Below are 14,649 nucleotides of genomic sequence, written 5' to 3' on the forward strand. Positions count from 1 at the left end.
ACTTTGTGTGAGGGGATTTATCGTTGACTGGCTGTGCAGCAGGCGTAAATCCGGGAAGTGTGGTTTGGATCGGGAAAACGGGGTGGATGGTTTTGGGACTGCTTCGCAGTCCAGCGGGGATGAATCCCTCGCCACAGGGTTCTTTTCACCGCGAGCCTTGTGCTAAATCAGGTAGTACCGGCGCGATCGGCTAGAATGGCCGCCTTGTGTTTGCCGAGCCTGCCATGAAAGCCGAAATGCCCCACGCCCAACTCGACTGGGACGACCAGGGACGCCCACGTTCGCGGGTGTTCGATGACGTGTATTTTTCCGACCAGTCGGGGCTGGAAGAAACCCGTTACGTGTTTCTTGAGCAGAACCGTCTGGCCGAGCGTTTCGCTGCACTGCCCGCCGATGGGCGCCTGGTCATTGGCGAAACCGGCTTCGGCACCGGGCTGAATTTTCTCTGCACCTGGCAGTTGTTCGAACAGCACGCGGTGGCCGGCGCACGCATGCATTTTGTCAGCGTGGAAAAGTACCCGCTGGCGCCAGCGGATCTGCAACGGGCCCTGGCACTTTGGCCGGAACTCAAGCCGTTGGCCGATCAGTTACTCAAGCACTACGTAGCGATTCATCAAGGTTTTCAGCGCATCACTCTGGCCGAAGGCCGGGTGACGCTGACCTTGCTGATCGGCGATGCGCTGGAGCAACTGCCTCAACTCGATGCGCAGGTCGATGCATGGTTTCTCGACGGTTTCGCTCCGGCGAAAAATCCGGACATGTGGACCGCTGAGCTGTTCGTCGAACTGGCGCGTCTGGCCGCACCGGGATCGACCATCAGCACCTTCACCAGCACCGGCTGGGTCCGCCGTCTGCTCAACGCTGCCTGGTTCAAGATGAAGCGCACGCCGGGCATCGGCCACAAGTGGGAAATCCTGCGTGGCGAATTTCTTGGCTGGCCCGCCGAGGTGGCGGCGCCGATACCGGCGAAACCCTGGTTCGCCCGCCCTGCTCCACTCAACGGCGAGCGCCGGGCGCTGGTGATCGGTGCCGGCCTGGCCGGCTGCGCGACAGCATCGAGCCTGGCGGCGCGCGGCTGGCAGGTGAGTCTGCTGGAGCGGCATGCGACGGTGGCGCAAGAAGCTTCGGGCAACCCGCAAGGCGTGCTCTATCTCAAGCTGTCCGCCCATGGCACGGCGTTGTCGCAATTGATCCTCAGCGGCTTCGGTTACACCCGGCGTCTGCTGGAAACGCTGCAGCGCGGCAGCGACTGGGATGACTGCGGGGTGCTGCAACTGGCGTTCAATGCCAAGGAAGCCGAGCGCCACGCGCAACTGGCGCAGGCATTCCCGGAAGATCTGCTGCATTGGCTGGAACAACCTGAAGCCCAGGCCCGCGCCGGTGTCGGCGTAGCCCACGGCGGCTTGTTCTACCCCGAAGGCGGCTGGGTGCATCCGCCAGCGCTGTGTCAGGCCCAGGCAATGCATGCCAACATTGATTTGCTCAGCCATCACGAAGCTTTGGAACTGCGCAAAGTCGCAGACCTGTGGCAAGCCTTCGACGGCGAACGACTGCTCGCCAGTGCGCCGGTGGTGATCCTGGCCGGAGCCGCCGAAATCAAACGTTTTGCCCAGAGTGCCGAACTACCGCTCAAGCGCATTCGCGGGCAGATCACGCGTCTGGCTGAGACAGCAGAAAGTCATGCGCTGGCCACGGTGGTGTGCGCCGAGGGCTATGTCGCCCCGGCACGACTGGGCGAGCACACGCTGGGCGCCAGTTTCGACTTCAACAGCGACGATCTGACGCCCACGACAGCCGAGCACCAAGGCAATCTGGCAATGCTCGAAGAGATTTCCAACGATCTGCTCACCCGTCTGAACATCAGCGAGCAGCCAGTCGAGAACCTTGAAGGCCGCGCCGCCTTCCGTTGCACCAGCCCGGATTATCTGCCGATCGTCGGCCCGCTCGCCGACCGCACAGCCTTCCTCCAGAGCTACGCAGCGTTGAGCAAGGACGCCCGCCAAGTGCCGGACGTCGCTTGCCCATGGCTCGACGGACTTTACGTCAACAGCGGCCACGGTTCTCGCGGGCTGATCACCGCCCCGCTGTCCGGCGAATTGCTCGCCGCGTGGCTGGACAACGAGCCGCTGCCGTTGCCACGCAGCGTGGCCGAAGCCTGTCATCCCAACCGGTTCGCCCTGCGCCAGTTGATTCGCGGCAAGTAGGTTTCAGTCGTCGGGCATTACACAGAGGCCGAGGTCCATCAGGCGTATCGACTCTTCGGTCAGACGCTTGATTACGGCTTGTTGTGCCTCATCGCGCTCGAGCCTGATGGCATCCATCTGGCTCAGGTAATCGGCGGAGGGCAGCGTTTCGGCCTGTTCGAATACAGCATCGATGCGCGGTGCGTAGAGCGCATCGATGGGCGAGAATTTCCGCGCGAACGTGCGCTGCAGATAGTCTGTCCAGAACCCTTGCCGCTGCATGAATTTCAGCCATTCAGGCGACAGCTCCGCCGTCATGATCCGGTTCTTGGCCGTCTCCAGATCGGCAGCCGTCACGCCCCCTGTTCGGCGAATTGCATCCGTCGCGGCTGCCCGGGTAAATCGAGCGCCTCGGCGAGTCCGGTGCGATAGGCCAGATTGACCTCCAGTGCGTCAGCCTTCGGATGTTTGCGCACATGTTCAAGCGCAAGGTCGCCGAGCTTTTCCAGGCGAAACAGGCGCTTTCCCAGTTCCAATAGCGGTTTGGCAGTGACCGGCCGGCCGCCGGCGATATTACTGACCCGATCAACTTCGACCGCCACTTCCAGATGACTGAAGTTCATCGCCGCGCTGTCCGTGCAGTTGATCGGATTGGCGGCGAGGTTGAGCACTTGATCGCACAGCACCGGGTCACGCTGCGCCGCCTCAAGCACAGCCCAGACGCGCCGGCGCATGTCGGCACTGCCCTGCGTCGCATCAGCGGTATCGCCCAGTTCCGACAACAAGTGAAACAAGGCCTCGCCACGCTCATCGTCCTTGAAAGCGGTCCAGATCCGTTCACGCTCGGCGGCCTGCGCTGGGGGATTGCCGATCATCCACAGCGAACGGGCCTTCTGCTCGTCCAGCCGAGCGATATCGTCCTGCAGGTAGCCCATGCCGACACCGATGTTGTTGCGGTAGTTTTCAAGGTGAGTCTCGCTGGCCGCAGACAACGGATTGAAGCGCAGATTCAGCGCCTGACTGAATCGACGCGACACCTCGAACAACCAGTCGGGCAGATCCTTGATCTGGTTGTTGCGCAGGTCCATCCACTCGGCAGACGTAAGATTTTTGAGGCCGACCGGCATTTCCGTAAGTCCCGTTTCGCGCAGCAGCAATCGGCGCAAATCGCGCATGGCACTGACGTCCGGCGTCGCGCCCAGAGGATTGCCATTGAGATTGAGGTAGTGCAGCGTGGTCATGCGTTTGAGCTTGGCCAGCGTCGGCTCCGTCAGCCGCAGCTGATTGTTTGCCAGGCTCAGCCGCTGGAGATTGGGCATGTACGACAGCATTTCCGGCAAGCGTGTAACGCTGTTGTTGTCCAGTTCCAGCGACTCGAGCTGTTTGAAGGATTTGAGAAAGTGCGCGACGTCGTCGCTCTGGGCCATGTTCTTCATCGATAGCTGCTGGATGTGATCAAAGCTCACCCCCGGCGGCAGTGTCGGCAGCTTGCCGACGCGCATGCCATCAAGGTTGAGCGTGCAGAGGGATTTGCCCTGTTCGTCGGGCACCCAGTGAAACCGGCGAAAACCCTCCTCGATCAGTTCTGCGGTCATTTTTCGGCTGTGGCGCGCTTCTGCCAGGTCACCCCCAAGGCCTTCAGGCCCAGCGCGTCCTCGCTCCAGACAAACAAGGCGTCACGCAGGGTTTTCAGTTCCTGCTGCAGCGCTTTGACCCGGGTCGCGCGGCTCAGCGGATCCGCGCCGAGGCCATCGATCAGTTGGCTGGCCTGGGTTTCACTCAGGCGCGGGTATAGCCTGCGCACTTTGCGCAGCAGCCCGCGCGGATGCTTGTTTGCAGGGGCTTGATCACCTTGCACGCATGCCGGTTCCTCGATCCTCGCGGCCTTAGCGTTGCGTAACGTACGAGCCGTGACCTGGCGTTCCTGCAAGGCGGCATCAAGCAGCTTGCTGCGCAATTGCCGGGTGTTCGCGGCAAAACCCGGCAGCGTGCGCTGACGCTGCGGCAGTGCCTTGAAAAGGGCGGTGAACAACGCTTCAGGCCCCGTGGCCACCTTGCCAAGGGACTTTCCCTCGCCGCTGAACGCTTCATAACCGGCGGCGGATTTCACCAGTGTGCAGGTGTTTTCCGCGCTGGCCGCCGTGTCCCCGACCTCTTCCAGAACCGGCCCCGCCAGGGTGTTTTCGCGCAGCTGCAGACGCCATTGCGTATCCCAGCTGTTCAGGCGCGGCAGCAAGCGGATGGCCAGCGCATCAGTGTCAACGTTGGCCAGACGCGGCCAATGAAAACCCGCCAGAGCGTGATCGAGGCGCACCTCCTCAATGCCGGCCCTGGCCCGCTGCGCAAGGCGCAACGGCACCCGTCCGGTCGATCGCAGGTGCTGGCGCTCGACACTGGTGGCGCGGTCGACCAAGCGTTGTCCATGACGCGCCGAAAGGTCAGTGAACACCTGGCGTAATTTCACCAGTTCACCCGCCTCGCTCTGGTCGTAACGCTGGTACATGCGCTTGAAGGCCGCGCGATGATCCGCAGTGAGTGCCGCGGCCAGCTTTTTGCCAGCGCCGATGCCTGCGTGGATTTCGCCACCTTGGCGCCAAGCATCTCTTTGACTTCGTGCTGGTCAAGGCCATCGATGACCGTTTGCAGCAATTGACCTCGGGACAACTGCTCGCGCGTCACCTCGACACTGAGGGTGTCGTCGAGCAAGCGCGTCGCAGGATAGGTTGCTTCAATGGCTTTTTCGGCGCTGGTCACCGCGATATAACGGTCAGTCGGCCAGCCCGGCAACGTCGGCAAAGCGTGCAACTGCTCCTCGACAGGCTGGCCGGAATGGTACTCGCCGCTGTGCAATTCGATTGTCAGCTCGCGCAATTGCCGGATCAGGCGCACGCGCTCCACGGTGTCGCGCAAGCGCACCGGCAGCTTCAGGTTGTCATTGAAGGTTTGCAACAGCGCCTCGTGCGAGGTGTCGCTGAGCCGGCGCATCATGTCCAGATCATCATCGACGAACTCGCTGAGTTGTGGATCGATGCGCTTGAGCGTGTAGGCCGAGCTGCTCCACTCTTCCGGCGCCTCGTTGGGAACCTGCCAGCCGCCCTCGACATGCCGGACCAATTGTGGGGCATAGGCGTTTGCACGTTGCGCGTGTTCGAGGTGCCAGGTCTTGCCGTCGGCGTCGTACTTGCCCGCAAGCAGCCGATGGTCGACACGGCCTATGGTCTTGACCCCGATCCGGTAGAACGCCTCGGAGCCCGCATCGATGGTGAAACCGGCTGGAAGCGCGTGCTCATAATGGCTGAGTTCCGGCTTCCACAAGCGAGGTCTTGCGGCGTGATCGAGAATCGCAGCGAATTGTCCGAAAAACTCGGGATGGCTGCGCAGCAGCTTGCCGCCCAGGGCACCGATTGCTTTTTGCCCACCGGCGAAGACGCCCATGAGGGCAATGTTCTCGACGACACTGAGCACATGCGACAGGGCTTGCTGATGGTCACCGCGTTGCCAGTCTTCGACGCCCTCGAACACCTCGCCAAGCAATTGGCCCACTGCGACGCCCATCATCAACTGCCCGAGTACCGGCACGAACAGCCCTGCCACAGAAGCCAGGGTCACTCCCGACTCGAGCCAGTCCTGCAGGCGTTTGCGACGCGCTTCTTCATCGATATCAGCGGTCGGCACCGCCAGTTTGCGCGCATCGATCTGGCGCTTGCCGACATGACTCAGCAGCATGAAATCGAACAGTGATACATCGATCGACAGCTGTTTGATTACGGCCACCTCACCCTTGCCGGTGAACGCCGTGAAGAAATCGGCCTTGTCATCTTCATCCAGACTGCGAGCGAAGTATTCCCGATAGTCCGTCGTCTGCAGTTGTTGCGTAAGGTAGAGCTTGAAGGCCGCCAGATTGGGGTACTCGTACAGGGCTCGTGCGGGCTCGCCAGGCATGTACACCAGGCAGCCGTCCTCGGGATGGTGCTCCAGGGAACGTGCGCTGAAAACCACGACGCCCCAGACACAGCTGTCGAATATTTCAATGCCCTGCATGACCATTGGGTCCTCGCCGTAGCGCAGGGTTTGCGGCGACGCCACGCCATCGGCCTCGATCAGATCCTTGACCATGCGCAGCCCGGATGAGGTGATGTCACCTTTGAGCCAGGCCTGCTCGGCATCCAGTCGCAACAGATGCTTTTTCATCGCGACGATGTCGCTGGTCATGGCACTGCTGGCCACGACCTTCCCGCCATCGTCCACAAGGCCGAAGGTTTTCTGCAAATGCAGCTGGTATTGCTTGCCCAGATCCAGCTCGCGGCACAACGTGGCGAACGCCGCCGGAGTCAGATCCTTGACCCCGCCGGGCGCACTCTGGACGCGCACCACACTGCCTGAGGGGAACGCATCTGCCTGTTCTTCATCCTCGGTGAAATTCTGCATCGCCGCCTGCAGCAGGGTTTGCGTGGCATGTTTGATCACTTCGACGCCGGACTCATCGGCAGTGACCGCCTCACAACCGCAGTCGACACCGGGCAGGCTCAGCAGATCCCGCTCGACGTCATAGACCGCCGGCCATTTTTTCTTCAGCGCGGCGGTCAGCTCGCGGATGCAGAAAGGCTGCAACGATTCGAGGCGGCTGAAGTCCTTCTCGACCTTCAGTTGCAGGGTATGCAGATCTCTGACGGTCTGATCGAGCACCGCGAGGGTCGCAGGCGAGGCCGTAAGCAAATGCGGCGGCAGATTTTTCTGCAGGGCTTGGGCAATATCGAGGTCGCCGGTAGCCTCAAGCAATGTGCCGAGAATCGTGGCTTGAGTCGTTGGGATGTTGTTTTCTTTGGAAGGCATGGCAATAGTCCTTTATTGCGGGAGGCCTGTGACCTTAGCGATGCCTGAGGCGAATTGATAATTCAAAAAGCTCGGGGAAATCCCGGCAACCAAACAGGATTTGCGACCGTTAAAACAGCCCGCTACCACCCGGTAGCTCAGAGTCGGTTGTCCACGCTCCTTGCGCTTGGATAACCGCCGCACCTTGGCGCAGACGGCTCGCTTATAACTTATCGATCTAAAACTCCGCCTACCGTGACAGGTCAGTTTCTGAGTACCCGCACTTTTCGCGCGGTACGGCTTGACCTTCCCCAACGGAAAAACCGGTAAGGACTTTATGTGCGGATTAGCTGGCGAGTTACGTTTTGATCAACAACCTGCAGACCTTGCAGCGATCGAGAGAATCACCCATCACCTGGCCCCTCGCGGCCCTGACGCGTGGGGCTTCCATGCCCAAGGGCCGATTGCCCTGGGCCATCGACGCCTGAAGATCATGGACCTGTCGGACGGTTCGGCGCAGCCGATGATCGACAGCCAATTGGGCCTGTCCCTGGCTTTCAATGGCGCGATCTACAACTTCCCGGAATTGCGCGCAGAGCTCGAAGCGCTGGGCTATGCCTTTTATTCCGGCGGCGACACCGAAGTGCTGCTCAAGGGTTATCACGCCTGGGGCGAGGCGCTGCTGCCGAAGCTCAACGGCATGTTCGCCTTCGCCATTTGGGAGCGCGATGCCAAGCGCCTGTTTATCGCCCGTGACCGTCTCGGCGTGAAGCCGCTATACCTGTCACGCACCGGCCAGCGTTTGCGCTTCGCCTCGGCACTGCCAGCGCTGCTCAAGGGTGGCGACATCAACCCGATTCTTGATCCGGTGGCGCTCAACCATTACCTGAATTTCCATGCGGTGGTGCCTGCGCCGCGCACCTTGCTGGCCGGTATCGAAAAACTGCCGCCCGCCACCTGGATGCGCGTTGAGGCCGATGGCCGCACCGAGCAGAAAACCTGGTGGACCCTGCCCTACGGCCCACATGAGGACGAGAAAAACCTCAACCTTGAAGACTGGGTCGATCGCGTCCTCGACAGCACCCGCGAAGCGGTGGCGATTCGTCAGCGTGCGGCAGTGGATGTCGGCGTGTTGCTGTCTGGCGGTGTCGACTCGAGCATGCTGGTCGGCCTGTTGCGTGAAGTCGGTGTAGAGAACCTGTCGACCTTCTCCATCGGTTTCCAGGATGCCGGCGGCGAGCGCGGCGACGAGTTCCAGTATTCGGACCTGATCGCCAAGCACTACGGCACCCGCCACCATCAGTTGCGCATCGACGAGAAAGAAATCATCGAGCAACTGCCTGCTGCGTTCCGGGCGATGAGCGAGCCGATGGTCAGCCATGACTGCATCGCGTTCTATCTGTTGTCGCGGGAAGTGGCCAAGCACTGCAAAGTGGTGCAGAGCGGCCAGGGCGCGGACGAGTTGTTTGCCGGTTATCACTGGTATCCGCAAGTCGACGGCGCGGCAGATCCATACGCGGCCTACCGCGATGCGTTCTTCGATCGCAGCTACGACGACTACGCGGCGACGGTTCAGCCGAAATGGCTGGTCGACCACGATGCGGCAGGCGATTTCGTCAAACAGCACTTTGCCCAGCCTGGCGCCGATGCTGCCGTGGACAAGGCGCTGCGCCTGGACAGCACGGTGATGCTGGTCGATGACCCGGTCAAACGCGTGGACAACATGACCATGGCCTGGGGCCTGGAAGCGCGCACGCCGTTTCTCGACTATCGACTGGTCGAGCTGTCAGCCCGTGTGCCGGGCAAATTCAAGCTGCCCGATGGCGGCAAGCAAGTGCTGAAAGAAGCTGCTCGCCGGGTCATTCCAAGCGAAGTGATCGATCGCAAGAAAGGCTATTTCCCGGTGCCGGGTCTCAAGCACTTGCAGGGCGACACACTCAATTGGGTGCGCGAGCTGCTGCTGGATCCGAGCCAGGATCGTGGCCTGTTCAACCCGAGCATGCTCGACAAGCTTTTGACTGACCCGCAAGGCCAACTGACCCCGTTGCGCGGTTCGAAACTGTGGCAACTGGCGGCCCTGAACCTGTGGCTCAGTGAACAAGGAATCTGATTGATGAAACCTCATGCCACGTCCATCAACCAACGCCTGTTGCGTGGTCAGGCCCCTCGTATGAACGTTTGCAGGCGCGCCTGGCCGAAGACGGCAGCGAGCCTGCCAGCGCCCCGATTGCTGTGCATTGCGGTTGGGGCCGGCTGCTGATCGGGCACACCTTTCCCGACCCGGCGTCGCTGGCGCAGGAGCTGCTCAACGAGCAACCCGGCGAGCGCGATATCGCCCTGTATGTTGCCGCACCGCAGCAGATTCTCGGCCTGGAGCCGACGCAGCTGTTTCTCGATCCATCCGACACCCTGCGCCTGTGGTTCAGCGATTATCGGCAGGCCACGCGGGTGTTTCGCGGCTTCCGCATTCGTCGCGCGCAGAGTGAAACCGACTGGCAAGGGATCAACCGCTTGTACCAGGCGCGCGGCATGTTGCCGATCGATCCGGAGCTGCTCACTCCGCATCATCAGGGCGGTCCGGTGTATTGGCTGGCGGAAGACGAGGATAGCGGCGCGGTGATCGGCAGTGTCATGGGCCTCAACCATCAAAAAGCTTTCAACGATCCGGAACACGGCAGCAGCCTGTGGTGCCTGGCGGTCGACCCGCATTGCTCGCGCCCCGGCGTCGGCGAAGTGCTGGTGCGACATCTGGTCGAGCACTTCATGAGCCGTGGCCTGGCTTATCTGGATCTGTCGGTGCTGCACGACAACCGTCAGGCGAAAAACCTCTACGCCAAACTCGGTTTCCGCAACCTGCCGACCTTCGCCATCAAGCGCAAGAACGGCATCAATCAGCCGCTGTTTCTCGGCCCGGGGCCGGAGGCGAATTTCAACCCTTACGCACGGATCATCGTCGAAGAAGCGCATCGACGCGGTATCGACGTGCAAGTGGATGACGCCGACGCCGGGCTGTTCACCCTCAGCCATGGTGGCCGTCGCGTGCGCTGCCGCGAGTCGCTCAGCGACCTGACCAGCGCCATCAGCATGACCTTGTGCCAGGACAAAAGCCTGACCCACAAGGTGCTCAAGGCCGCCGGCCTGAAACTGCCGGCACAGCAACTGGCGGGCAATGCCGACGACAACCTGGCCTTCCTCGATGAACACCAGCGGGTGGTGGTCAAACCGCTCGACGGTGAACAGGGCCAAGGCGTCGCGGTGGATTTGCGCACCATCGAAGAGGTGCAGAAGGCCATCGAAACCGCCAAGCAGTTCGACAGTCGCGTGTTGCTGGAGAGCTTCCACGAAGGTCTCGATCTGCGCATTGTGGTGATCGGTTTTGAAGTGGTCGCGGCTGCTATTCGCAAGCCCGCCGAAGTGGTCGGTGATGGGCAGCATTCCATCGGTGCGCTGATCGAAGCGCAGAGCCGCCGCCGGCAAGCGGCCACCAGCGGCGAGAGCAAGATCCCGCTGGACCACGAAACCCAACGTACGCTGCACGCTGCCGGCTATGACTACAGCAGCATCCTGCCGGCCGGCGAGCATCTGTTCGTGCGGCGCACGGCCAACCTGCACACCGGCGGTACGCTGGAAGACGTGACCGACATTCTTCATCCGACCCTGGTCGACGCGGCAGTGCGCGCGGCGCGGGCGCTGGATATTCCGATGGTCGGCCTCGATCTGATGGTGCCGGCGGCGGATCAGCCCGACTACGTGTTCATCGAAGCCAACGAACGCGCCGGCCTCGCCAACCATGAACCGCAGCCGACGGCGGAGCGCTTTGTCGATCTGTTGTTTCCGCATAGTCAGCCGGCTGTCTGAACCTTTCCTGATCGTTCCCACGCTCTGCGTGGGAACGCCTCATCGGACGCTCCGCGTCCATTCGAGGGACGCAGAGCGTCCCGGGCTGCATTCCCACGCAGAGCGTGGGAACGATCAGTGCTCAACCCATCAGGAGTTTCCATGACCATGACCACACAAATCCCTGAACCGGATCTGGCTTACCTGCAAAAAGTCCTGCTGGAGATGCTCGCCATTCCCAGCCCTACCGGGTTCACCGACACCATCGTGCGCTATGTCGCCGAGCGTCTCGAAGAGCTGGGTATTCCGTTTGAAATGACCCGACGCGGCACCATTCGCGCGACGTTGAAGGGCAAAAAAGCAGCCCCGACCGCGCCGTATCGGCGCACCTGGACACCATCGGCGCCGCGGTGCGTGCGGTGAAGGACAATGGTCGCCTGACCCTCGCCCCGGTCGGTTGCTGGTCGAGCCGCTTTGCCGAGGGCAGCCGGGTCAGCCTGTTTACCGACACTGGCGTGATTCGCGGCAGCGTGTTGCCGCTGATGGCTTCCGGGCATGCATTCAATACCCAGGTCGATGAAATGCCGATCAGTTGGGACCATGTCGAACTGCGGCTGGACGCCTACTGCGCGACCAAAGCCGATTGCGAATCGCTGGGCATTCATGTCGGTGACGTGGTGGCGTTCGATCCGCTGCCGGAGTTCACCGAAAGCGGACATATCAGTGCGCGCCACCTCGACGACAAGGCCGGCGTGGCCGCACTGCTCGCCGCATTGAAGGCGATTGTCGACAGTGGCCAGGAGCTGAACATCGATTGCCATCCACTGTTCACCATTACCGAGGAAACCGGCAGCGGTGCGGCGGCAGCATTGCCGTGGGATGTCAGCGAGTTCGTCGGCATCGACATTGCGCCGGTCGCGCCGGGCCAGCATTCCAGTGAACACGCGGTGAGCGTGGCGATGCAGGACTCTGGCGGGCCGTACGACTATCACTTGTCGCGGCATTTGCTGCGTCTGGCCGGCGAGAACGAATTGCCGGTGCGCCGTGACATGTTCCGCTATTACTTCAGCGATGCGCATTCGGCGGTCACCGCCGGCCACGACATTCGCACTGCCCTGCTCGCCTTCGGCTGCGATGCCACGCACGGCTACGAACGCACGCACATCGACAGCCTGGCGGCGCTCAGCCGTTTGCTCGGCGCGTACATCCTCAGCCCGCCAGTCTTCGCCAGCGATGCGGCGCCGGCCAATGCGTCTCTGGATCGCTTCAGCCATCAGATCGAGCATGACACGCAGATGGAAAGCGAAACCCGCGTGCCGCCGGTAGACAGTCTGGTGGGGCAGCGTTCTGACAGTTGAGCCTTCGGTGAACAGATGACCGCCTTCGCGAGCAGGCTCGCTCCCACAGGGATCGCATTTCAAATGTGGGAGCGAGCCTGCTCGCGAATGGGCCGACAAGTCCAATACAGAACTGGCAGGCAAAACCCAATCCCCGTAGCATCCCGACATTGATTTGACCGAGGTGCCCATGCTCATTCCACACGACGCGCTTGAAGTCGACACCCTCACCCGCCTGATCGAGGATTTCGTCACTCGCGACGGTACTGACAACGGCGATGACACCCCGCTGGAAACCCGCGTATTGCGCGTGCGCCAGGCATTGACCAAAGGCCAGGCACTGATCGTGTTCGACCCGGAAAGCGAACAGTGCCAGCTGATGCTCAAGCACGACGTACCCAAGCATCTGTTCGACTGAAACCGTCAGCCAGCCTTCGCGGCGGCCTCCTTGCGCTTGATCCGGTCATAGACCTCGGCGCGGTGCACATGGACTTTCTTCGGCGCCTCGACGCCGAAGCGCACGCTGGAGCCATTGACCGACAGAACACGCAGGGTGATGTCGTCACCGATTGAAATCAACTCACCGACCACACGGCTGAGTACAAGCATGGGATTCATCCTTCAGGACTGGCAAACCCTGAAGATGCGCGGCTTACAGCGTCTTCACAATCCACGACGAGCAAATCAGTCTTGCCCTACAGTCGCCCACGCCCACAGCTGTCAGACGCTTCGCACAAAAGCCTCAGGCGGCGGAAAAGCGCGGCCCGAACAGAATGATGCTGGCACCGACCACGCACAGGGCCATGCCAATCCAGTCCGAACCCAGCGGACGCACCCGCTCGACCACCGCTAGCCAGCCAATCGAAGCAACGATGTAGATCCCTCCATATGCTGCATAGGCGCGCCCGGCGTAGACCGCTTCAACACGGGTCAGCAACAGCGCGAACAGGGTCAGGCTGAGCAACGCGGGAATCACCCACAACGCACTCTTGCCTTGGCGCAGCCACATGTAGAAAGCAAAACAGCCGGCGATTTCGAACAGCGCCGCAAGGAAGAACCACAGGTAATTGAGCATCAACGCGTCTCGACAGGGTGACCATGGCGGTCACCCTAACCACGCGGCCAGCAACGAACAAGATCAAGCGTTGTTTTGTCTGGCCTTGGCGCGCATTTTCTCGGCCATTGAGGTCATCTCGTTGTAGAGCAATTGCGGGTTCTTCTGTTTGAGCGCCCAGGCCATGCGCCCTTGTTCGTGAGGCAGAATCATGAACTCGCCGGCGGCGACTTGCTGATAGATGTAGTCAGCGATATCCGCTGCACTGATCGGCGAACTTTCCAGCAACTTGCCGACCTGCGCTTTCATTGCCGGGGTCGGGCCACGGAAAGAATCCAGCAAGTTGGTCTGGAAGAATGATGGGCAGACGACATGCACCGCCACTTCCTGCTGCGCCAGTTCAATCAGCAGACTTTCCGACAAGGCCACCACGCCAGCCTTGGCCACATTGTAGTTGCTCATCGCCGGACCCTGCATCAGCGCGGCCATAGAGGCGATGTTGATGATCTTGCCCTTGCTCTGTTCCAGCAATGGCAGGAACGCCTTGCAGCCTTTGACCACGCCCATCAGATTGATCGCGATCTGCCAGTCCCAGTCTTCCAGCGACAGTTCGCTGAAGAACCCGCCGGAGGCGACGCCAGCATTGTTGACGATGATGTCGATGCCGCCGAGTTTTTCTTCACAAGCCTGGGCGAACGCGGTGAGCTGGCTGTAATCGCGCACGTCGCAGCGCTGGATGAAACCGTCACCGCCCGCCTCGCGCACCAGCTTCAGGGTTTCCTGCAGACCGGGTTCACTGACGTCGGACAAGGCCAGCCGCCAGCCTTCACGGGCCCAGCGCAGGGCGATTTCGCGACCCAGGCCTGAGCCTGCACCAGTGATCATCATGCGATTTTGCATAGCGGACAGCCTTGTTGTTCCGGGAAAGATGCGCCGAGTGTAGCGAAGGAACTTCGTTCGCCCACGCTCCATCCAGTTGCTGAATGGAGGATCAAAAGATTGCAGCCGTCTTTGTTTTCCGGTTGGTCTCATGCAGGAGCTGACGAGTGCAACGAGGCTGCGATCTTTTTGCTGGAAAGGAAATAACAGAGCAATCCAAATACATTAAAAAACATTGAATTATTTTTCACTGACGCAAGTCGGAACATGTAAGCCGGCTGGAATTTAGTTGCTCTCCAGCTGCCCACTGAGCATCAAGACTCTTCCAGACTCTGAACAAGGAAATCACCCATGGGCACAATTCTAATCATCATCCTGATCCTGTTGCTGATCGGTGGTCTGCCGGTCTTCCCGCACTCCAGAAGTTGGGGTTATGGCCCGTCGGGCATTATCGGCGTGGTGTTGGTCGTGCTGCTGGTGCTGTTGTTACTCGGCAAGATATGACGATTTGAAGCTGTAAAAAAAGAGGCCCTTGTTCAAGGGCCTC

11 protein-coding genes and 2 pseudogenes are annotated in these 14,649 nt (G+C 61.0%); 6 read left to right on the forward strand and 7 right to left on the reverse strand.

Going from position 1 to position 14,649, the window contains the following annotated elements:
• Window positions 1–224 precede the first annotated feature (224 nt).
• Entirely contained in the window at window positions 225–2,204 is a 1,980-nt protein-coding gene (gene mnmC / locus LJU32_24010) for a bifunctional tRNA (5-methylaminomethyl-2-thiouridine)(34)-methyltransferase MnmD/FAD-dependent 5-carboxymethylaminomethyl-2-thiouridine(34) oxidoreductase MnmC (GenBank protein ID WKV88452.1), read from the forward strand.
• A gap of 3 nt (window positions 2,205–2,207) precedes the next feature.
• Here the strand turns inward: mnmC and LJU32_24015 are convergent, their stop codons facing one another.
• Genes LJU32_24015 through LJU32_24030 form a run of 4 tightly spaced genes read right to left on the reverse strand, consistent with a single transcriptional unit; the run spans window position 2,208 to window position 7,016 of the window.
• A complete protein-coding gene (locus LJU32_24015; protein WKV88453.1) occupies window positions 2,208–2,540 on the reverse strand; it encodes a hypothetical protein in 333 nt (110 codons plus the stop codon).
• Entirely contained in the window at window positions 2,537–3,778 is a 1,242-nt protein-coding gene (locus tag LJU32_24020) for a hypothetical protein (GenBank protein WKV88454.1), read from the reverse strand. The genes LJU32_24015 and LJU32_24020 overlap by 4 nt, the downstream gene beginning before the upstream one ends.
• Complete coding sequence (locus tag LJU32_24025) at window positions 3,775–4,686, reverse strand: hypothetical protein (protein ID WKV88455.1); 912 nt, start codon at window positions 4,684–4,686, stop codon at window positions 3,775–3,777. The genes LJU32_24020 and LJU32_24025 overlap by 4 nt, the downstream gene beginning before the upstream one ends.
• Entirely contained in the window at window positions 4,644–7,016 is a 2,373-nt protein-coding gene (locus tag LJU32_24030; GenBank protein WKV88456.1) for a hypothetical protein, read from the reverse strand. Before LJU32_24030 ends, LJU32_24025 begins: the two co-directional genes overlap by 43 nt.
• A gap of 316 nt (window positions 7,017–7,332) precedes the next feature.
• Between LJU32_24030 and LJU32_24035 the strand changes: the two genes are divergently transcribed.
• From LJU32_24035 to LJU32_24050, 4 genes and pseudogenes are all read left to right on the forward strand, one after another.
• Window positions 7,333–9,105, forward strand: coding sequence for an N-acetylglutaminylglutamine amidotransferase (locus LJU32_24035; GenBank protein ID WKV88457.1), 1,773 nt, complete (start codon window positions 7,333–7,335; stop codon window positions 9,103–9,105).
• Window positions 9,106–9,108: 3 nt separating this feature from the next.
• A pseudogene (gene ngg, locus LJU32_24040) lies at window positions 9,109–10,853 on the forward strand (N-acetylglutaminylglutamine synthetase).
• Between the two features lie 147 nt (window positions 10,854–11,000).
• Window positions 11,001–12,190, forward strand: a pseudogene (locus LJU32_24045) (osmoprotectant NAGGN system M42 family peptidase).
• A 169-nt stretch (window positions 12,191–12,359) separates the two neighbouring features.
• Window positions 12,360–12,587, forward strand: a complete 228-nt coding sequence (locus LJU32_24050) for a YheU family protein (protein WKV88458.1) — start codon at window positions 12,360–12,362, stop codon at window positions 12,585–12,587.
• 5 nt (window positions 12,588–12,592) lie between these two features.
• On the opposite strand, the gene csrA is transcribed toward LJU32_24050, so the two are convergent.
• The 3 genes from csrA to LJU32_24065 form a co-directional block, all read right to left on the reverse strand.
• Window positions 12,593–12,778 (reverse strand): carbon storage regulator CsrA, encoded by a 186-nt coding sequence (csrA, locus tag LJU32_24055; protein ID WKV88459.1) that lies wholly within the window; start codon window positions 12,776–12,778, stop codon window positions 12,593–12,595.
• A 133-nt stretch (window positions 12,779–12,911) separates the two neighbouring features.
• On the reverse strand, window positions 12,912–13,244 hold the full coding sequence (locus tag LJU32_24060) for a YnfA family protein (GenBank protein WKV88460.1): 333 nt from the start codon (window positions 13,242–13,244) through the stop codon (window positions 12,912–12,914).
• A 63-nt stretch (window positions 13,245–13,307) separates the two neighbouring features.
• Window positions 13,308–14,123 carry an SDR family oxidoreductase gene (locus LJU32_24065; protein WKV88461.1) on the reverse strand — a complete coding sequence of 272 codons (816 nt, stop codon included), beginning with the start codon at window positions 14,121–14,123 and terminating at the stop codon, window positions 13,308–13,310.
• Between the two features lie 330 nt (window positions 14,124–14,453).
• On the opposite strand from LJU32_24065, the gene LJU32_24070 reads away from it, so the two are divergent.
• Entirely contained in the window at window positions 14,454–14,606 is a 153-nt protein-coding gene (locus LJU32_24070) for a DUF3309 domain-containing protein (GenBank protein ID WKV88462.1), read from the forward strand.
• Window positions 14,607–14,649: the final 43 nt, after the last annotated feature.

The organism is Pseudomonas sp. B21_DOA, from assembly GCA_030544685.1.
Classification (GTDB): Bacteria; Pseudomonadota; Gammaproteobacteria; order Pseudomonadales; family Pseudomonadaceae; genus Aquipseudomonas; species Aquipseudomonas fluorescens_AO.